This is a genomic window from Caldifermentibacillus hisashii (assembly GCF_039654145.1).
Classification (GTDB): domain Bacteria; phylum Bacillota; class Bacilli; order Bacillales; family Caldibacillaceae; genus Caldifermentibacillus; species Caldifermentibacillus hisashii.
Genome location: NZ_CP155467.1, coordinates 1,833,766 through 1,852,619, shown reverse-complemented (window position 1 = coordinate 1,852,619; position 18,854 = coordinate 1,833,766). Strand labels below are relative to the sequence as shown.

The following is an 18,854-nucleotide window of genomic DNA, read 5'->3' as shown; positions in this document are numbered from 1 at the left end:
ATTTAGTAGTATTACCCAGTATAGACAGCTTTGGGAGGCTTTAAACTAAACATTAAATAGCGAGGAAGCTCTTTTGAAATCTGCATACATTCTTATCAAGTCAAGTGACTCATCATCAATTATGTAATGCCCTCGTTCATTTTTTTCTAAATTCATTCCCATATATTTCATTATTCTATTAACCTGATTTCTATGATTTTCCCCTAATATCTTTGCGACTTGACCCGTTGTATATGTATTTGACATTAATTTCACCCCTAATGATAATTTGGATAAATATATATTAAACGTAACAGTGGTGTAACGGTCAAGCACTTACACCCTCGATAACTCAAAAATATTTTGCTAGTACCACAATTATAATTATCTACACTTAGTCAGATTTCCATATGGATAACAGCCCTGAAGAGTAAAATTTTTTCGAGATAATTCCACCCAAACTTTGTCAAATATGGGATAATGATGGTATGTAAAAAACCTATTCTATTGGCATTTGGGGGGGATTTTTTTATGGTAACAAGGAAAGAAAAGCGTGAAAAGGAAAAAGAGGTAAATTATTTATTCGAGTTGCTAAAAACACAAAATCATTTTTTAAAAATTTAAACAAATTACTCAAAAATATTGATGATCCAAGGCACCAAAGCTATATTACCTATGACACGGCAGTCCTTTTGATGATGGTTATTTTGAAAAATGCATGCAACTTAAAAAGCATGCGCGAAATGACAAACGAATTTAATAAGGAAGAGTGTATTAAAAATTTGGGGAAATTGTTGGAGAATGAGGATTTGGAAGAACTGCCCCATTATGACACAATCAATGATTTTTTATCACGAGTGAACCCGGCAGAACTTGAAAGGATCCGAATCGATATGATCAAGAAATTATTTGAAAAGAGGTGTTTTGACTCCTATCGTATCAATGGGAAATACTGGGGTATTGCCATAGATGGGACAGGGATTTTTACTTTTGACAAAAAACATTGTGAACACTGCCTGAAACGGGAGCACAAATACATAGACAAGGAAACGGGTGAAGAAAAAATAAAGACCATCTACATGCATCATGTCTTGGAAGCCAAATTAATCGTGGGAAATATGGTGCTAAGTGTGGCCTCCGAGTTTATTGAAAATGAATCAGAGGACGTGGAAAAACAAGATTGTGAGTTGAATGCTTTTTATCGACTGGCCGCTAAACTGAAAGACCGCTTCAAACGACTGCCTATCTGTATGATTGCCGATAGTCTTTATGCCTGTGAAAATGTATTTAAACAATGCAAGGTGAATAATTGGAACTACTTATTCCGTTTTAAGGAAGATCGTATCAAAAGTATTGCCAATGAATTTCAAGCGTTAAAAAATATGGAAGAGGAAGAAGGCAAGAAAGCTAATGTGGTAAAGATACGTGAAAGCGAACAGCGAGGGGAAATCACCTGGGTGAACGATATTAATTACAGAGGCTATGGGGTAAATGTTTTCGAATGCGAAGTAGAGGATAAAAAAAGAAAACAAAAGTTTACTTTTATCACAGATATAAAAATCACAAAAAACAATGCAAAGAAACTGATGAACGCTGGCAGAAGCCGCTGGAGAATAGAGAATGAGGGGTTTAACAGGCAAAAAAACCTGCGCTACCACATTGAACACGCAAGCAGCCAAGATTACAATGCCATGAAAAATCACTACCTATTGACCCAGATTACAGAGATTATCATGGTGTTGCATGAGCATGGGTCAAAAGCATTGAGAATCATGAAGAAAACGGTAAAAGAAATATCCTCGCGATTGTTAGAAGCCTTCCGTGGGCAAACACTAACAGACGAGGATATCGCACAACTGGGAAAACCTATGCAAATTAGGTTTACCTAGTGAGTTAATTGTACCAAAGGATGTGATGTTTGGCAAAGAAAAAATAGTTATCCACAACAAACAAAAATAAGTTATCCACATTTTTTAAAAAAATAGGCAAAATTGGTTCTTTTTGACCCTTTTTATGAATAAATTTAACTGGAAATTTTTACCAAATGTGGATAAGTGTATTTCCACAAAATTACCGGAAATTGATAAATTTACTCCTCATAGCTGTATGGATAAATATTTTCTTGACATAAATTATTAAATCCTGTAAATTAATATTACAAAATGAATAAACACCAATGAAGAAATAAAAATTAATTACACAATAGACAAAGCGCCTAGCAATTACACATTGCAGCCAGATTCAACTTGATAGGAGTATTTACTTGCATCCAGTCATTTATTTTTTTAGCCCAAATAGGCTTTGTTTGAAACACTTATAACAAACTACTAACACACTTCAGATAAAATGCAAAACAAAAATGCTTTTGCAATAAGTCACAGGTCCATATGGATTCTGTTCCTTGTTGTAAAAGCATTTTTTTGTGCTGCAATGATCGAAAAATCATCATGGTGGAGGTATGAAAAATGGAACAACAGCTATCAGTTAATCTAACTATCCCGATCCCGTCTGATACCGTATTAATCTCAAAAGTAGAACTGGAGGAGCTTAAACAGCAACAACTGTATGGAGTCTACTGGTCAATGAAAGATCTCGAAACAAGAATCAATCGAAAACATGAATGGATTAAAGAAAATATTCTTTATCCATCACATTTCAGAAAAATACTTGATGCTGAACATGGTGGTTTTGTCTTCTACCCAAAAACAAAAGGGCAAACTTAGTCTTTTCATGCTTTAAAAATGGCAGACTTTTTGGATAAGAATTTTCACCGAATATTTTCTTCCTAGTAGCAGATAGAATTCCTACTTCCTTATATGTAACTACAAAACAATATAAAAAATTGTTAAAATAAGGGTGACCTATTTCGGAACTGGCCACCCTTATGAAAAGTGAGGGGAAAATATGGCTAGTATTCAAAAACGAGGAAAAACATATCAGTTTACTGTTAGCCATATGGTTAACGGAAAATCAAAACCTATAAGAAAGGGAGGCTTCCGCACTAAGAAAGAAGCTCAAATTGCAGCTGCAGAGATAGAATCACAGTTAAGTAAAGGACTTCTTCCTCATCTAACTCCAGTGCCAATAGATGACTATTTTGACAAGTGGGTTAGGCTTTATAAAACAAATATCAGTGTTACTACTCGAAAGCATTACGAATACACTTATAAAGCGATCAAAGAATACTTCGGGAGTAAACCCTTACAAGAGATCACCAGACATGATTATCAAATGTTTATTAATCAGTTTGGTTCTAGTAGATCTAAAGAAACAGTAGAAAAGGTAAATACCCATATTCGTGCATGTGTGAAGGATGCAATGGATGAACAAATTATTCATCGTGATTTTACAAGAAATGCTGTAATTACCTATACTGTACCAGCCAAAAAATCAGAAGAAAAACATCTTAACTATAAAGAAAGCGAGATCTTATTAAAACAGATATGGAAGAACATTAACAAGGGATTAGGTTATTCACTACTTCTACTAGGATTAACTTCCGGAATGCGCTTTGGCGAAATGGTTGGACTTACAAGGAAAGACTTTGACTTTCAAAAAAATACGATAAGAATTAATAAGACCTGGGGTTATATGAAACGCCACCCTGAAGGTTTCGGACCGACAAAAAACGAACAATCTGTCCGAACGATAACAATGAATCCAACTGTCATGGCTCATTTTAAAAAACTATTTAAAACCATGCCTACAAATATTCATCAGTTGGTTTTCTATAGTCCTACCTCTAAATACAAAGTTATAAGCAACACAAATGCTAACAAGCTATTGAAGAAAACGTTAAGCAATCTTGGTATTGAACCAATCACCATTCACGGGTTACGTCATACACATGCAAGTGTTCTTTTGTATAAAAATGTTTCAATTCATTATGTAAGTGAACGACTTGGGCATGGAGACATAGACACAACGTTAAGGGAATATACCCACGTCATTAAAGAGTTGCGTGAGAAAGACGAGCAAGAAACCATCAATATTTTTGAGAAAATGATTGTGTAATTCTTGTGTAAAAAATGTGTAAAATCGTTTTGAAACCAATCGTTTTCAATCGAAACTAAAAAACAATCGAGTAGGAGGCTAGCCATTAATTGGTTAGCCGACCTCTCACACCACCGTACATACGGTTCCGTATACGGCGGTTCCAAGAGTTTACTGCCGTACAGACAAATAGTGTTCTAGGAAACTCTTGAACTTAGCTCTTTTGAAGAGCTTATTCGTCAGAGTTTGGCTCAGAATCTTGCTACCTGCAATTCGCCAGTAGCCTTTTCTTGTATTTGCCCACTCTAGTGCTTTCCAATGGTTAACACCTAATTTCCTAAGCCATTTATACCTCGTTCGGACTCTCTTCCAATTTTTCCAGGTTATCATTCTTATACGTCTTCGCGTCCATTCATCCGTTCTTTCCATGAGTTTCTTCATATCAGCTAGTTTAAAGTAATTCACCCAACCCACTATTTTCTGATTTAGCTTTTTCTTTCTTTCAGCCATGCTCATACCATTACTTCTGCTAGTGGTTTCGCGAATACTATCTTTCAGTTTTTGTACACTCTTGGGATGGACTCTGAAACGACACTTTCCACGATAAAGGTAAAATCCATATCCGAGGAATTTTATTCTTTTTATATGTGTTACTTCCGTTTTCTCTTGATTTACCTTGAGTTTCAGTTTCTTCTCAATGAAAGGAAGTATATGCTCATATGTTCTTTGCCCACTTCTTTTTGTTTTGCAGAAGATAATCAAGTCATCTGCGAAACGGACAAAACGATGGTTTCTTGCTTCTAATTCTTTGTCCAGCTCATTCAACATAACGTTCCCTAATAACGGACTTAACGGTCCTCCCTGTGGAACACCTCTGGTGTTCGATTCGAATACACCATTTGCCATAATTCCAGCGTTTAGGAATTTGTGAATCAAAGAGATAACTCTACCGTCCTTTATTGTTTTACTAAGAAGTTGTATAAGTAAGCTGTGGTTAACCGTGTCAAAGTACTTTTCTAAATCCATATCAACCACATAACGGTACCCGTCATCTACATGCTCTTTTAATCGTTGTAGGGCATCATGTTGACTTCTACGAGGACGAAAGCCGAAACTACCATCCGAGAATTGTCTCTCATAAATTGGGGTTAGCACTTGAGCAATAGCCTGTTGAATTAAACGGTCTACAACTGTTGGTATTCCTAACTTTCTCATTTTCCCGTTATCCTTTGGTATTTCAACCCTTCGGACTGGCTGGGGATGATATTTCCCTGCATAAATGGACCGGACTAATTCTTTCCCATTTAACCTTAAATAGCCTAGTAACTGGTCTACTGTCATCTTATCGACTCCACCAGACCCTTTATTACTTTTGACTCTTTTGTAAGCTTGATTAAGATTGTCAGGGGATAAAATTTTCTCCAACATTCCATCTTTTTGTCTGTGACTGTTGGTGGCGTTGTTTTCAGTTATCCTCTGTACACTATGCCCTCTGTCATATCCTTCGTGTTCCGCACTATCTTTCCGACAGTAGGTTTCTGTTTGTTTTCTGCATTCTGGCATGTCTTCGGTAACATTCATTGACTGCCACCTCCTCTGGTTTCCCCTTCCTTCGGTGTCAAAGACACCTCCGTACTATGGTTCTGCTGACTTCTCACGACAAATCTTATTTCAACCGAGCTTCATACACTGTTTCCACTCGTCCGTGAGACCTCCCGCGGTAAGACGATTCACTTTCCTTCCATATACCTGCACCATTTACGCTCCCATGTCCGGGTAGTTTTCGGGCTTTGACTTGTTTAGCAGTCTCGCCCCATGAGATGCGCCTGATGATGTTCGTGTTCCTCAGGCCGGAATTTTGCCTCCAGCTTCCTTCAGATTCCACCTCACGATGGACACCCTTGCTCTTGGCTAATGGTTGGTTACTACCTACCCCCATAGCGGACTTTCACCGCCTAGTTAATCGCCATGCACGGCGCACTAAAAAAGGCTCGTAAACCCTTATATATTAAGGCTTACGAGCAAATAAGTCTTTTTAAAAATTAACTTAAAAAATACTAAAGATACCGGTGGACAGGATTAATTATTTATCAATTATTGAATGGTCCCATGCGGTTCTGTGAAATCGAAAGCTCCAGGCAGACTCCTTTCAGAAAGACTAAAAAGTCTGGAAAAACTGGGGATTATATCAAGACAAGTATTCCCGGAAGTGCCCGTACGGGTGGAGTACTCATTAACGGAAAAAGGATTGGCATTAACTCCGGTGATTAAGGAATTGCAAACTTGGGCATTAAAGTATATAAATGTATAATTAAATGTAATGAAGAATCTACAAAATAGCCATAGAAATGCCAGGTAATCTCTTTCCTTCTCATGATCACCTGGCAGTTTTACTCATCCTCTTGTTGCTTCTAATTCAAGCGATATACTTACTTCAACACCAACAAGCACACCGCCAGTTTCTAGTGCAGCATTCCATGTTAATCCATAATTGCTGCGATTAATTTGTCCACTGACAGAAAAACCAGCAGTTTCAGCACCTGACATCGGATTTTTCGAAAATCCAACCAACTCCACTTTAAATGTTTCTGATCGTGTAACACCACGAATGGTCAAATCGCCGGTCACATCATACTCATTATCCCCGTTTTTGACAATCTTTGTAGCAGAAAACGTTAATTTTGGATAATTTTCTACATCAAAAAAGTCTGCAGATTTTAAGTGCCCATCACGGTCTTGGTTTCTTGTATCAATGCTTGCCAAATCAACGACAAAATCAATATTTGCTGTTGTTAAATCGTTCGGGTCAGCCTCAATGGTTGCATCAAATGTGTGGAATGTTCCTTTCACCTTTGAAATCATCATATGTTTTACAAAAAAATCAACACTGCTATGAGCTGCATCTAAAACCCATTTTTCTTTTGCCATAATTAATTCCCCCATTTCAACTTACTTTATGTAAGTTTATTTATATACATAAGTATAAAGTAAAAAAAATTATTGTCAATTAAAATATCTCGATTTAAAGATACTTTTTAAAAACAATTGAACCGCCAATGTTAACCTAGACTTGATGTAAGATTTATTACCACTGAAATTAGAAGCATTTTTATCTTATTTTTCCTAATAATAAACGAAAAAAAATAAGTAGCGACTTTTCTCAATCTATATCCATATACTTGCTTAACATTTTTTCAAACTAACAAATAAATAAACACCTCTCATTAAGAAAGGTGTTATTTGTCTTTTCATATGTTTTGATAATGTTTACTGAAAAACTCATCCAATATTACTTTATGGCCTTTCACCAATTGTTGGGGGAGCTGATTCGGATGGCAAAATCGGGCCGATACCGATTCAGAGAAATCGACCTTCAACTCCCCCGAAAAATGGTTTGTATAATATGCAACAGTAACCATAAAAAACTCATCACCATTTTGTGCACGAACAAAATATTCTGGTCCTGAATACACATTGATAAATTGTAATTGATCAACGATAAGACTGGTTTCTTCAAATACTTCACGACGTGCTGTCTCTTCCGTTGTTTCTCCCAGTTCCATTAATCCACCAGGTAAACCCCAAGTACCTTTTGGATATGTTCTTTCCTGTAATAAAATTTCACCTTCATCATTTACGATAACAGTAACAGAGCCTACCAAAATTATCGGTCTTGACCCAATCATTTTACGTAAATCCTCAATATAGCCCACATCAAAAACTCCTGTCATTTTATTTTCTATCCGTATTATATGAATTAATTGCTTCAATGGAAAGGAATTAAAAATAGGGAGCTTTAATCACTATTCCATAAAAATTTTGCAAAGGTTAATAAGGAATCATACAGCTAAGGTTTTTTTGTTATAATATTGATTAAAGGGTAAAGAAAGGATTGTTTAAAAGAAAGGATTGTTTATATGAAAAGAGAAAAATCTTGCGGTGCCATTGTTTTTACATCAGAAGAACCTCACAAAGTTCTGCTTATTAAACATCAAAACGGCGGGCATTGGGCATTTCCTAAGGGACATGTGGAAGAGGACGAAACTGAAACTGAAACTGCCCTCCGTGAAATTGCGGAAGAAACCGGTCTTCAAGTTAACTTAGATACGAACTTTCGCAAAGTGGTTACCTATTTTCCTTTCGGGGACGTTTTAAAAGATGTCATATATTTTCTCGCTTACACAAAATCAACTGCTATTCAACGTCAACTGGAGGAAGTAAGTGATGCAGAATGGTTTCCGTTATCAGAAGCAATCGATAAAGTGACATTCGAAAACGATAAAATTATTCTGAAAGCTGCGATTGACTATATAAAAAAACGAAAGTAAGATGTTCCGGACATTTAAAATTTTGAGATCTTGTTTGCCAAGATCTCCATTCAACTTTTACTTTCAGATATAACTACACCACGTTTTTTCATTTCTTCAATATAAATATCACCGGGAACAATTTGTTCAGGTGGAAAAACGCCTCTTTTTGTGAGAAGACCACTTGCAATCATTTGTGCAACAACTGAAATCGTATTAGCTGTTGCTCTCGCCATCGCGGTGACATTTTTAGTTGAATCCTTAAATGTCACCATTTCATACGTATAGGTAGTTGGTTTTAACTCTTTTTCTCCTGAAACAATTACCCGTAATAAAGTGACATCGTCTTTATCTTTTAATTCAACAATCGGTTCTAGGACTTTTAATAGTATGCTCCTTGGATTAATGGTTTTACCATCTACTTCAACTTCATAATCAGCTCTTGTAAGATTTAAATCTACAAGTAATTTCATCTTTTTCGCATGACCCGGATAACGGATTGTTTTATATTCCAATGTTTCTAATTCCGGAAAAGAAATAGATAATGTAGAAGTTCCACCTGAAGTATGAAAGGCTTCTAGTGGACCAAATTTTTCAAAATAAATCGGTTCTACTTCAGATAACGACGGTACAACCATTAATTTGCCATTACGAATAATGTAAGAAGGATCGGTGTAGTGATCAAGTAAACCTTCCAGTGAGAATACATGATTATATTCTAATGGAGGTTCTGGTCTTACCGGAATTCCGCCCACGTACAATTTGATTGCTGTTGTTTTATCAAGCTTACTATATCCATAGCCTGATAAAATATTAATCATACCCGGAGCTACCCCTAAATCAGGAATAATGGTAACACCGGCGTTTTTCGCATCATTTTTTAAAGCAAGCACTTTATCCGTTACATGACCTATATGACCACCTAAATCAACAGAATGAACACCTACTTTAATTGCTGTTTTTGCGACAACTTCATTAAACGAGTAAAAGAGTGCATTAATTATACAATCATATTGACTCATAAAATTCGCCAGTTCTTCTTCATTGCGAGCATCAACTTGAAAAGGAGTCAATATTTGCGACTGAATTTGTTCACAAACTGTTTTTGCAAGGTTAAAATCAAGATCGGCCAATCCGACTGTTGTTACACCGAAACTTTCCACTAAATCCCGAGCAACTTCTTTTCCCATAAGTCCAGAACCTAACACTCCGATTTTCATCACCATACTCCTTTCCATTTTTTCGTTTTTCGACAAGTTAAAAGGATACCGACAATTTCCATTCATTCAAATATCGATAACATTACTGTTTTTTAAAATGGTTCTATATCATTTTGAGCAGTTTATAAGTTGCCGTCTTAGTAGGTATGCTTGACATGAGTAATGTTGGAATATTCTGTTATTAACCTGGTTGAAAGTTTAGTGGATTTCAGCATTGCGGGATACTGTGAAACTTCCATCAGTGGTCTGCCCACTGATGGTTAGTTGAACCAATCGGGCACTTACGGGAACTTTCTTCCTCCTTTTCTTCTTTGATCTTCCTTATAACTAGGAGGAAGATTAGTGACCGTTTGTGCGGGACAAATTTGCAGCGAAAAGGACGATAGAGGTATGAATTTCAAATAGAAACAAACATAGACGAGACTCCTTTATTGAACGAATCAGGATTCACTTGATCTGTAACTCATCTTTACCTTCCCATGCAGGTAGCATTTTATTCAATGGTTTATCTTTCCGATAACCCAATACATACTCTGCTTGCATAATTGTATGGATTTCTCTCGTCCCTTCGTAAATAACCGGTGCTTTTGAATTGCGTAAAAATCGTTCTACCGGATATTCATCGGAATAACCATAAGCTCCGTGAATTTGGACAGCATCATCGGCAGCTTTATTGGCAAAATCACATGCCTGCCACTTTGCAAGTGATGTTTCACGTGTATTTCGTTTCCCTTGATTTTTTAGCTCCCCAGCTTTATAAACAAGGAGTCTGCTCATTTGTAAACCCGCTTCCATATTGGCAATCATTTGCTGAACTAATTGATGTTTACCGATGGGTTCTCCAAACGTTTCCCTTTCATGACAATACTTTACACTTGCTTCCAGACAAGCCATAATTTGACCGACTGCCCCAGCAGCAACTGTAAAACGACCGTTATCGAGGGCAGACATCGCAATCTTGAATCCTTCTCCTTCTTCACCAAGTAAGTTTTCTTTTGGTACTCTCAGATTATCGAAAAATAATTCCCCCGTATTACCAGAACGAATCCCTAATTTTCCTTTAATAGCTCTAGAAGAAAAACCCTCCCAAGTCCGTTCCACAATAAATGCAGACATCCCGTGATATTTCTTTGTTTTATCGGTATAAGCAAACACGATAAAATGATCGGCGATATCACAAAGGGAAATCCATGTTTTTTGACCATTTAAAATATAATACTCTCCCTCTCTTTTTGCGGTTGTTTGAATAGCGGCAACATCTGAACCTGCCGCAGGTTCCGTCAACCCAAAAGCCCCAATCTTTTCACCTTTAGCCTGCGGGACCAAATATTTTTGCTTTTGTTTCTCGGTACCCCATTGTAGTAAACTTAAACTATTTAGACCGGTGTGGACAGAAACCGCCGTCCGGAAAGCTGTATCTCCTCTTTCTAATTCCTCACAGACAATGGCAAGTGAGTTATAATCCATTCCACTCCCACCGTATTTATCTGGAATGCAAACACCCATCAATCCAAGTTCACGCAGCTTATCAAAAATGTCACGAGGGAATGCGCCTGAATGATCCCATTCACGAATATAGGGAACAATCTCTTTATCTACAAAGCTCCTAACTGTTTCTCTTAGTATATTTTGTTCTTCGGTAAAATCAAAGTTCAATTTTCTCATCTCCCATAAATAGTCCGAATAATATTTAAACAATTGTGATAAGCCCCTTTTATTATCGGGTTTATGAAACATGACATTCTTTCACCAATATCTCAGAGAATAAGCTTCCATTCAACTCCTTTCAATAAAATTTATGTTTTCCTCCATAAAATTATTTGTAAATCCTAATCATTTCCTTATTAAAAAAACCAGTTCATAAATGACACGAACTAGATGTTGTCATCATGAACTGGTAAAGGAAGTAATCTGCTTTATAGCAGACCATGCAAAATGATGGAGGAAACACAAGTAACTAACAATAGAATGTTAAAACATGTGTTATTACTGTTTATTTTAATACAAAACCAATGATTTGTAAACGTTTTCTTTTTGATTTTCCGAATTGATTCAATCCTAGGAGAAAATTAACTTAATCTGCTTTCCACTTGATGGCAAACTTCTTCAGCACTTAATCCACTGGCTTCAATGACTGAACCTTGTGTAACCGTATTATGCATCCCCATCATATTAGTATCCAGACCTGTTACTACACAACAATCGCAACCAGAAGCATCATTTTCATTTTTCAATTCTACCACATCATATCCTTTTTCCATTAATGCGAATTTTATATCTGTCAAAGAAGACTCAACACAGATTTTTGGCATACATTCCACCTCCTCATTGGTAATTTTGCCTTCCTTGTCAAATTTATACATTGATTCATTCTACCAGAGAAATCATTTTATTTTTTATTTTTTAATAGGGAGAAGTCAAATATTTATATATTGGGAATTCATTGGGCATTACAAAAGAAACGTATGAAAAAATTTGAAAAAGCTACGTCATTTATCATTCAGATCTGACCAAAAGGGCCAGCTCCGTGACAAGATTTTTATAAATGAATCACTTGAACCCTATTCATTTGATACTCGAACTAGTTGCTTTCCAATATTTTTCCCATAGAATAAATTGATAAATGCAGCCGGAGCGTTTTCCAGCCCATCAATAATTGTTTCCCGGTATTTCAATTTTCCTTCGGTCACCCATGTCGCCAAATCGCGGTATCCTTCCGCAAAACGTTTAGAATAATTGGAGACAATAAACCCTTGCATTAAAATACTGCGGGTCACTAACAGGCTTTGGAAACGTGGTCCATATTCAATTTTTTCATTATTATATTGAGAAATATCACCACAAAGGACGATGCGCGAATGAAAATTCATGAAGCGCATCACTATATCAGAAATTTCTCCACCAACATTATCGAAATAAACGTCAATCCCATTTGGGCAAGCTGTTTTTAACGCCTGCTTTATTTGATCTGTTTTATAATTGATAACTGCATCAAATCCCAGTTCTTCTTTTAAATATGCAATTTTTTCCTGGGAACCGGCAATACCCACGACATGACAACCTTTTAGTTTCGCAATTTGGCCGACAACCATGCCGACTGCACCGGCTGCCCCTGAGATGACAACCGTTTCCCCTTCTTTTGGTTTTCCAATATCTAGCAGCCCGAAATAAGCGGTTAAACCCGGCATTCCGATAACGCCGAGCGCTGTCGAAATCGGTGCTAAGTTCGGATCCACTTTTCGAATGTGGCGCCCGTTTGAAACGGAGTAATCCGCCCAATCAAGTTGCCCTTCTACAATATCCCCTTCTTGGAAATTCGAATGTTTCGATTCGACAATTTTACCGACTACCCCGCCGGTTAAAACTTTACCTACTTCAAACGGGTCAACATATGTTTTTATCCCGGTCATTCTTCCACGCATATAAGGGTCGACGGATAAAAAGATTGTTTGAATTAAAATTTCTCCTTCCTTAATCTCAGGGATAGCCTCTGTTACGATTTGGAAGTTTTCTTTTGTCGGCATTCCGCTTGGCCGGCTACCTAAAATGATACGTCTGTTTTCATTTTTCATTTGAAACCCCTCACTTTCAATTACTGTGGCTGTAAAAATTGTTCTAAATTGGTCCGAACGACTTCCGGAATCGGCATTGTTTTTTGCTGTTCAAAATCGAAACTAACGAGTGTGGCTGTTCCCTTTGCGATGATGGTTCCCGAATCAGCATTGATAATGAGATGTTCGACGGTAAAACTTTTATTTCCAATATTAGAAACAGTGGTCGCCACCTTTAATGTTTGACCTGCATAGCTCTGAGCAATATAATCACATTTTGTTGAAGCTAATATTAAATTTAATCCGGGTAAGGATTCATGATGACCGTAACCCAGTTCATTGAAAAATTTTGTCCGTGCTTCTTCCATATATAAAAAATAACTTGTATTATTTACATGTCCGGCCGCATCGGTTTCACTAAAACGGACATATACTTCAATTTCGTGCATAGCTAGTCTCCTTTTCTATTAAATTATGTATTTCTAAAGGTTTAATGTTCCTCCGTCAATGATTAATGTTTCACCGGTTATAAAGGAGGATTCGTCTGAGGCCAGGAATAACACTGCATTAGCAATCTCTTCCGGTTTTCCGACTCTTCTTAATGCATTTGCCGTTGAAAGAATCGGCCATTTTTCCGACTTCTTCCAATCTTCAACGATATCTGTATCAATAATTCCGGGGGCGATGGCATTCACTCGTATATTTTTTCTGCCAAACTCGGTCGCGGCCGTTTTTGTTAAAGCGATGACACTGCTTTTGGATGCTGAGTAGGCGCTAACAAGCTTTTGTCCCTTTATCCCGGCGATGCTTGCTGTATTAATAATGGAACTGCCCGGCTCCATTTTTGGAATGACGTATTTCATTCCCAGAAAGACACCGGTCAAATTGATATTAATTACCTGTTGCCATTCTTCCAAAGAAACATCGGGCAATTTTTTCTCCATACTGCCTACCCCTGCATTGTTAAAAAGAATATCAATTTTTCCGAATGTATTCATTGTTGCTTCTGCCAATGACTGAACTTCATCCGGTTTGGACATATCTACTTTTATAAATAATGCGTCACCTCCCCTTTCTTTAATCATGCTGACAGTTTCGATGCCTTTTGCTTCCTGAATATCAGAAATAACGACCCGAGCACCTTCTTCAACAAATTTTAATGCAGTGGCACGGCCGATTCCTCCCCCACCGCCTGTAATAATGGCAACTTTATTCTGTAACCTCATCCAATCTTCCTTTCTATCTTTATTGAATTTCTATTTTGATATATTTACAATTAACTTTCCGTATGTTTTCCGCTCGGCCAAAATTTCTAATGCTTCCGGAACTTCTTTTAAATCAAATTCACGATAGATAAGAGGATGAATCTTTCCTTGTCCATTAAGGTTCATTAACTTCTGATGGATTTCTTTTACTCTTTCCGGATAAAGCTTTGCAAACAATCCCCAATGGACACCAACAATGGAATAGTTTTTTACCAATGCGTGGTTCACCGGAGCATCTGAAATTCTTCCGCCGGCAAAACCAATGACAAGGATTCTTCCATCAAAGGCAATACATTTTCGGGATTTGTCGAATACATCCCCACCGACCGATCATAAATAACGTCTGCTCCTCGCCCATTGGTTTCTTTCTTAACAATATCCACAAAGTCATCACGTGTATAATCGATAGCAACATCTGCTCCCAATTGTTGACAAATTTTTACTTTCTCAGCTCCGCCCGCCGTAGCAATTACTTTTGCTCCAATCGCCTTACCAAGTTGGATGGCAGCAGAACCAACTCCACCAGCTCCGGCATGAACGAGTAATACCTCACCAGTTTTGAGATTTGCCCGATGATGCAGTGCATAGTAAGTCGTTTGATAGGTAATAAATATTCCGGCAGCTTCCGAACTTGACATCGAATCCGGAATTTCGTAGACGGAATGTTCCGGAATGACGACATACTCCGATAAACCGCCATTTGGTAATCCGGGGGTAGCAAGAACGCGTGTGCCTATTTTGACATTGCAACCTTCCCCAACATCTCTGACAACCCCGGAAATTTCAGAACCCGGAGTGAAAGGAAGCGGGGGTTTTTCCTGGTATTTTCCTTGACAAAGTAAAATATCAAAGAAATTTAATGCCGCCGCTTCAACTTCTATTAAAACTTTTCCCGGTTCAACAGATGGAACCGGCACTTCTTGCAATGCCAATACCTCTTTCGGTTCGCCTAATTTTGTCACTTTCCAACTTTGCATACTGCATATACCTCCCTTTTTAATCGGTTCGTCTGGAAAATCAGATAAGTTCAATTTGCTACAGCAATCATTTTAAAAGCCGTCGCAAAACTTTCCCCGAAGAAGTTGCGGGTAATTGGTCAATAAACTCAATAAAACGGGGATATTTGTAGGCAGCCATGTTTTCTTTCGCCCATTTCATCATTTCAAGTTCAGTAATTTTTCCTTTATATTCCGGCTTTAAAACGACAAAGGCCTTAACACTTTCTCCGCGCACTTCATCAGGAACACCAATTACTGCAACTTGCAAGACGGCAGCATGTCTACTCATTAACGCTTCAGCATCTTCAGGGAATACACTATATCCGGAAGATTTTATCATTTCCTTGGAACGACCAAGAAAATATAAAAAGCCCTCTTCATCAAATTTACCAATATCTCCGGTAAATACCCATCCATTGCGCAAAGTTTTTGTTGTTGCCTCCGGATTGTTAAAATACCCTTTAAAAACACCGGGATTTTTAATAACAATCTCACCTTGTTTCCCGGTAGGTAAATCTTCCCCAGTAACAGTATCTACTATCCTTATTTCCGTTTCATAGGTGGGAATCCCGCATGAACCATATTTGACTTTATCCATTGGCATGAACGTATCGCATGTATGTGTTTCACTTAATCCATATGATGCTTCAAAAAGTGGACAACCCTTTGTTCGTTGTTTCCATGCATTGGCCAATTTTTCATCCACTTTCATTCCAAAACTTGTGGCAAAATTTAATTCAAGAGAAGTTAAATCTCGTTGTTCAATGCTGGGAACGTTTAATATCGCGGCATTCATTAAGGCAATCGTATACAATTTATTAATTTTGTAAATTTCTATTGCTTTTATTGCTGCTTCCACTTCAAATCTTGTTAGTAAAATACATGTTGATGCAGAATAAACAGGAATATTTACTCCCATCACCATTCCTGCAATATGGCATAATGGAGCTGTGGCTAGTGTACGGTCTGTTTTATTGATTTGGTACGTATTCACGGTTGCTGCAGTTTTAAATAGAGCATTACCATAGGTTAGCATGGCTGCTTTCGGCCTGCCGGTTGTACCTGATGTAAAGACCATCAAACTGACGTCTTCCCACACATCAATTTTAACTGTTGTATCTAATGGATCATGAGCCTTTATTACTTCTATCATGTCAAAACTATTCAAATTACTTTGCTCTTTAGGTGACTTCAATTCATTTGGGACGGGTAATGTAATTTGATCACTTAAAAAATCACGATAATTTGTCGTAATAATCAGTTGCAGTGTTGAAACTTGGTCCATCATCTTTTCAACAATTGGAAATAACTCTTGACTCGTAATTAATGCCTTAATCCCTACTTCATTTACCGAGTATTCCAATTCAGCTTCTTTATACATTGGATTCAGCGGAACAACGACAGCACCTAGCATTTGTATGGCGTAATGACCAATTAAATATTGCGGACAATTTTGCATATATAATGCGATTCTGTCCCCTTTGACAATTTGTTTCGATTTTAGGAAGTTTGCGAATTTAAGAGAGCTCTCACATAACTGTTTCCATGTGATATGATTCCCATAATAAACATACCCAGTTTCATTGGGGTAGTCCGTTGCATTTTGTATTAAATATTCGTGTAATGGTCTTTCACCAAGACGATACACTAGTGTTTCCGGGATAAATTTTGGCCAACTCTTTTTTAGTACGGAACTCAAACTAACCACACCTCCAACGCATATGAACGGGAATTTTTAGACAGGTCCTCTTCTAAATTTTCTTTCAACAAAGAGGCCCCGTTTCCAAACAACTGCCTGAATGTTTATAGTCTTATATAACACTTTCAACTAATTGAATTACTCTGAAACTTTCGCAGATGCTTCTCTAATCTTTCTTCTTAAAATTTTACCAACGCTTGTTTTTGGTAATTCTGACCGAAACTCAACAATTCTCGGTACTTTAAAAGCAGCCAATTTTTCACGGCAAAAACTGATTAATTCATCTTCTGATACTTGTTGACCTTCTTTTAAAACGACGACAGCTTTTACGGTTTCACCGCGATAGGCATCCGGTACACCGACCACAACCGCTTCTTTAATCGCCGGATGTTGGTAAATCACTTCTTCTACATCACGGGGATATATATTATACCCGCTGGCAATAATCATATCTTTTTTCCGATCAACAATGTAGACATAGCCATCTTCATCCATGTAGGCAATATCACCGGTATAAAGCCATCCATCCCGAAGTGTATTCGCTGTTTCCTCAGGCATATTCCAGTATCCTTTCATCACTTGCGGTCCTTTTATAATCAATTCGCCTATTTCGCCGGGCTTTAATTCTTTTATACCATCGCCCAAATCGACAATTTTATAATCGGTGGATGGAACACCAATACCTACGCTGCCCGGCTTCCTCGGACCAAATGCCGGATTACAATGTGTTGTCGGTGAACTTTCTGACAGTCCATACCCTTCCAGAATCTTTGCCCCGGTTTTCTCTTCAAAGGTACGCATTAATTCCACATGCATCGGTGCACTGCCGCTATTACAAATTGAAATGCTGTCAAGACCGTATTCATTTACTTTCGGATGGTTGATTAATGCGATATACATTGTCGGCACACCCGGGAAGGAAGTCGGTTTTGTTTCTTTAATCGTTTGCAATACTTCTTCAATTTCGAATCGTGGTAACAAAATATTAAGTGCACCGGTATAGATTGCCAAATTCATACAGGACGTCATCCCGTATACGTGGAACAATGGAATAACAGTCAACATACGATCTTGCCCCGGTTTAATCTCATCTTTAAAATACTCATAACACTGGATTACATTGGCCAGTAAATTTCGATGGGTAAGCATGGCCCCTTTCGAACGTCCGGTTGTTCCACCGGTATATTGCAATACGGCAACATCTTCACTAGCTTGAATCATTACCGGTGTCGGCGGTTTTTTTACTGATTTTAAAAAGCTGGCAAAATCAATTGAGAACTCATCCACTGCTTCTTTTCCCTCAAAATTCACAGTAATAACGCGTTTAACAGAAGTGTTTGCAATAATTTGTTTCAGTACCGGCAACAATGGTTCATAGATCACAATGACTTTTGCTCCGGAATCCCGTAAAATGTATTCCAATTCGTTCGATGTATACATCGGATTTACTTGGGTTACAATTCCACCCGTTTGTAAAATTCCGTAATAGCTAATGATATACTGAGGACAATTCGGTAACATAATTGCTGCCCGATCTCCTTTTTCAAACCCATCCTGTTGCAGGCAAGATGCAAATGCACCGGCCAGTTCCCCTAACTTAGTATAAGAAATTTCTTGTCCGAAGAAATAAAGGGCCGGATGATTAGGATATTTCTTAACTGTTTCGACCAACATTTCAGGCAATGATTGATTGGGAATCTCCAACTCCGGGCGAATATGTTTTGGATAATGCTTATGCCAGACTTTTTCCATATTACCAACCTCCAAAATCGATTTAATAGATAGCGCTTACATCCAATTGCAAGATTACAAGTTTTTCTCCTTCACATCAAAATATTCATG

General features: G+C 37.6%; 17 protein-coding genes and 2 pseudogenes. 5 read left to right on the top strand and 14 right to left on the bottom strand.

Features of this window, described 5'->3' with window-relative positions:
* Positions 1-45: 45 nt before the first annotated feature.
* Positions 46-246, bottom strand: coding sequence for a hypothetical protein (locus NSQ14_RS08780; RefSeq protein ID WP_041846081.1), 201 nt, complete (start codon positions 244-246; stop codon positions 46-48).
* 425 nt (positions 247-671) lie between these two features.
* Between NSQ14_RS08780 and NSQ14_RS08775 the strand changes: the two genes are divergently transcribed.
* The 3 genes and pseudogenes from NSQ14_RS08775 (at position 672) to NSQ14_RS08765 (ending at position 3,993) form a co-directional block, all read left to right on the top strand.
* Positions 672-1,868, top strand: a complete 1,197-nt coding sequence (locus tag NSQ14_RS08775) for a transposase (RefSeq protein WP_346217081.1) — start codon at positions 672-674, stop codon at positions 1,866-1,868.
* 576 nt (positions 1,869-2,444) lie between these two features.
* Positions 2,445-2,768, top strand: a pseudogene (locus NSQ14_RS08770) (DUF771 domain-containing protein).
* A gap of 115 nt (positions 2,769-2,883) precedes the next feature.
* Complete coding sequence (locus NSQ14_RS08765; protein ID WP_041845813.1) at positions 2,884-3,993, top strand: site-specific integrase; 1,110 nt, start codon at positions 2,884-2,886, stop codon at positions 3,991-3,993.
* Positions 3,994-4,143: 150 nt separating this feature from the next.
* Here the strand turns inward: NSQ14_RS08765 and ltrA are convergent, their stop codons facing one another.
* Positions 4,144-5,553: a group II intron reverse transcriptase/maturase gene (gene ltrA, locus NSQ14_RS08760; RefSeq protein WP_041845759.1), complete on the bottom strand. Its 1,410-nt coding sequence runs from the start codon at positions 5,551-5,553 to the stop codon at positions 4,144-4,146.
* 486 nt (positions 5,554-6,039) lie between these two features.
* On the opposite strand from ltrA, the pseudogene NSQ14_RS08755 reads away from it, so the two are divergent.
* Positions 6,040-6,283, top strand: a pseudogene (locus NSQ14_RS08755) (winged helix-turn-helix transcriptional regulator); the annotation flags it as partial.
* Between the two features lie 83 nt (positions 6,284-6,366).
* On the opposite strand, the gene NSQ14_RS08750 reads toward NSQ14_RS08755, so the two are convergent.
* Together NSQ14_RS08750 and NSQ14_RS08745 are read right to left on the bottom strand one after the other, a co-directional pair.
* Complete coding sequence (locus NSQ14_RS08750) at positions 6,367-6,900, bottom strand: YceI family protein (protein WP_251240910.1); 534 nt, start codon at positions 6,898-6,900, stop codon at positions 6,367-6,369.
* Positions 6,901-7,220: 320 nt separating this feature from the next.
* Positions 7,221-7,685 carry an NUDIX hydrolase gene (locus NSQ14_RS08745; protein WP_041846193.1) on the bottom strand — a complete coding sequence of 155 codons (465 nt, stop codon included), beginning with the start codon at positions 7,683-7,685 and terminating at the stop codon, positions 7,221-7,223.
* Positions 7,686-7,889: 204 nt separating this feature from the next.
* Between NSQ14_RS08745 and NSQ14_RS08740 the strand changes: the two genes are divergently transcribed.
* On the top strand, positions 7,890-8,300 hold the full coding sequence (locus tag NSQ14_RS08740) for a bis(5'-nucleosyl)-tetraphosphatase (protein WP_326974270.1): 411 nt from the start codon (positions 7,890-7,892) through the stop codon (positions 8,298-8,300).
* A gap of 50 nt (positions 8,301-8,350) precedes the next feature.
* On the opposite strand, the gene NSQ14_RS08735 is transcribed toward NSQ14_RS08740, so the two are convergent.
* The 10 genes from NSQ14_RS08735 to NSQ14_RS08690 form a co-directional block, all read right to left on the bottom strand.
* Positions 8,351-9,499: a saccharopine dehydrogenase family protein gene (locus tag NSQ14_RS08735; RefSeq protein WP_041846191.1), complete on the bottom strand. Its 1,149-nt coding sequence runs from the start codon at positions 9,497-9,499 to the stop codon at positions 8,351-8,353.
* Between the two features lie 447 nt (positions 9,500-9,946).
* The gene (locus tag NSQ14_RS08730) at positions 9,947-11,155 is read right to left on the bottom strand and encodes an acyl-CoA dehydrogenase family protein (protein WP_041846195.1); all 1,209 of its coding nucleotides are present in this window, start codon (positions 11,153-11,155) and stop codon (positions 9,947-9,949) included.
* A gap of 413 nt (positions 11,156-11,568) precedes the next feature.
* Entirely contained in the window at positions 11,569-11,811 is a 243-nt protein-coding gene (locus tag NSQ14_RS08725; protein ID WP_041845194.1) for a YkuS family protein, read from the bottom strand.
* Between the two features lie 249 nt (positions 11,812-12,060).
* The gene (locus NSQ14_RS08720; protein WP_326974269.1) at positions 12,061-13,071 is read right to left on the bottom strand and encodes an NADP-dependent oxidoreductase; all 1,011 of its coding nucleotides are present in this window, start codon (positions 13,069-13,071) and stop codon (positions 12,061-12,063) included.
* Between the two features lie 20 nt (positions 13,072-13,091).
* Positions 13,092-13,499 (bottom strand): acyl-CoA thioesterase, encoded by a 408-nt coding sequence (locus tag NSQ14_RS08715; protein ID WP_343127744.1) that lies wholly within the window; start codon positions 13,497-13,499, stop codon positions 13,092-13,094.
* A gap of 33 nt (positions 13,500-13,532) precedes the next feature.
* Positions 13,533-14,276 (bottom strand): SDR family NAD(P)-dependent oxidoreductase, encoded by a 744-nt coding sequence (locus NSQ14_RS08710; protein WP_041845196.1) that lies wholly within the window; start codon positions 14,274-14,276, stop codon positions 13,533-13,535.
* 30 nt (positions 14,277-14,306) lie between these two features.
* Positions 14,307-14,588, bottom strand: coding sequence for a zinc-binding dehydrogenase (locus NSQ14_RS08705; RefSeq protein WP_346217114.1), 282 nt, complete (start codon positions 14,586-14,588; stop codon positions 14,307-14,309).
* Positions 14,540-15,292: an NADPH:quinone oxidoreductase family protein gene (locus NSQ14_RS08700; protein WP_346217080.1), complete on the bottom strand. Its 753-nt coding sequence runs from the start codon at positions 15,290-15,292 to the stop codon at positions 14,540-14,542. Before NSQ14_RS08700 ends, NSQ14_RS08705 begins: the two co-directional genes overlap by 49 nt.
* 67 nt (positions 15,293-15,359) lie before the next feature.
* Entirely contained in the window at positions 15,360-17,012 is a 1,653-nt protein-coding gene (locus tag NSQ14_RS08695) for an AMP-binding protein (protein ID WP_346217079.1), read from the bottom strand.
* 138 nt (positions 17,013-17,150) lie between these two features.
* Positions 17,151-18,764 carry a long-chain-fatty-acid--CoA ligase gene (locus tag NSQ14_RS08690; RefSeq protein ID WP_251240916.1) on the bottom strand — a complete coding sequence of 538 codons (1,614 nt, stop codon included), beginning with the start codon at positions 18,762-18,764 and terminating at the stop codon, positions 17,151-17,153.
* Positions 18,765-18,854 lie beyond the last annotated feature (90 nt).

Excerpts from the sequence above, each read along its gene's own strand:
- NSQ14_RS08750 (WP_251240910.1), bottom strand. The coding sequence starts at position 6,900 with ATGGCAAAAGAAAAATGGGTTTTAGATGCAGCTCATAGCAGTGTTGAT.
- NSQ14_RS08725 (WP_041845194.1), bottom strand. The coding sequence starts at position 11,811 with ATGCCAAAAATCTGTGTTGAGTCTTCTTTGACAGATATAAAATTCGCA.
- NSQ14_RS08780 (WP_041846081.1), bottom strand. The coding sequence starts at position 246 with ATGTCAAATACATATACAACGGGTCAAGTCGCAAAGATATTAGGGGAA.
- NSQ14_RS08700 (WP_346217080.1), bottom strand. The coding sequence starts at position 15,292 with ATGCAAAGTTGGAAAGTGACAAAATTAGGCGAACCGAAAGAGGTATTG.
- NSQ14_RS08690 (WP_251240916.1), bottom strand. The coding sequence starts at position 18,764 with ATGGAAAAAGTCTGGCATAAGCATTATCCAAAACATATTCGCCCGGAG.
- ltrA (WP_041845759.1), bottom strand. The coding sequence starts at position 5,553 with ATGAATGTTACCGAAGACATGCCAGAATGCAGAAAACAAACAGAAACC.
- NSQ14_RS08740 (WP_326974270.1), top strand. The coding sequence starts at position 7,890 with ATGAAAAGAGAAAAATCTTGCGGTGCCATTGTTTTTACATCAGAAGAA.
- NSQ14_RS08735 (WP_041846191.1), bottom strand. The coding sequence starts at position 9,499 with ATGAAAATCGGAGTGTTAGGTTCTGGACTTATGGGAAAAGAAGTTGCT.
- NSQ14_RS08720 (WP_326974269.1), bottom strand. The coding sequence starts at position 13,071 with ATGAAAAATGAAAACAGACGTATCATTTTAGGTAGCCGGCCAAGCGGA.
- NSQ14_RS08765 (WP_041845813.1), top strand. The coding sequence starts at position 2,884 with ATGGCTAGTATTCAAAAACGAGGAAAAACATATCAGTTTACTGTTAGC.
- NSQ14_RS08715 (WP_343127744.1), bottom strand. The coding sequence starts at position 13,499 with ATGCACGAAATTGAAGTATATGTCCGTTTTAGTGAAACCGATGCGGCC.
- NSQ14_RS08710 (WP_041845196.1), bottom strand. The coding sequence starts at position 14,276 with ATGAGGTTACAGAATAAAGTTGCCATTATTACAGGCGGTGGGGGAGGA.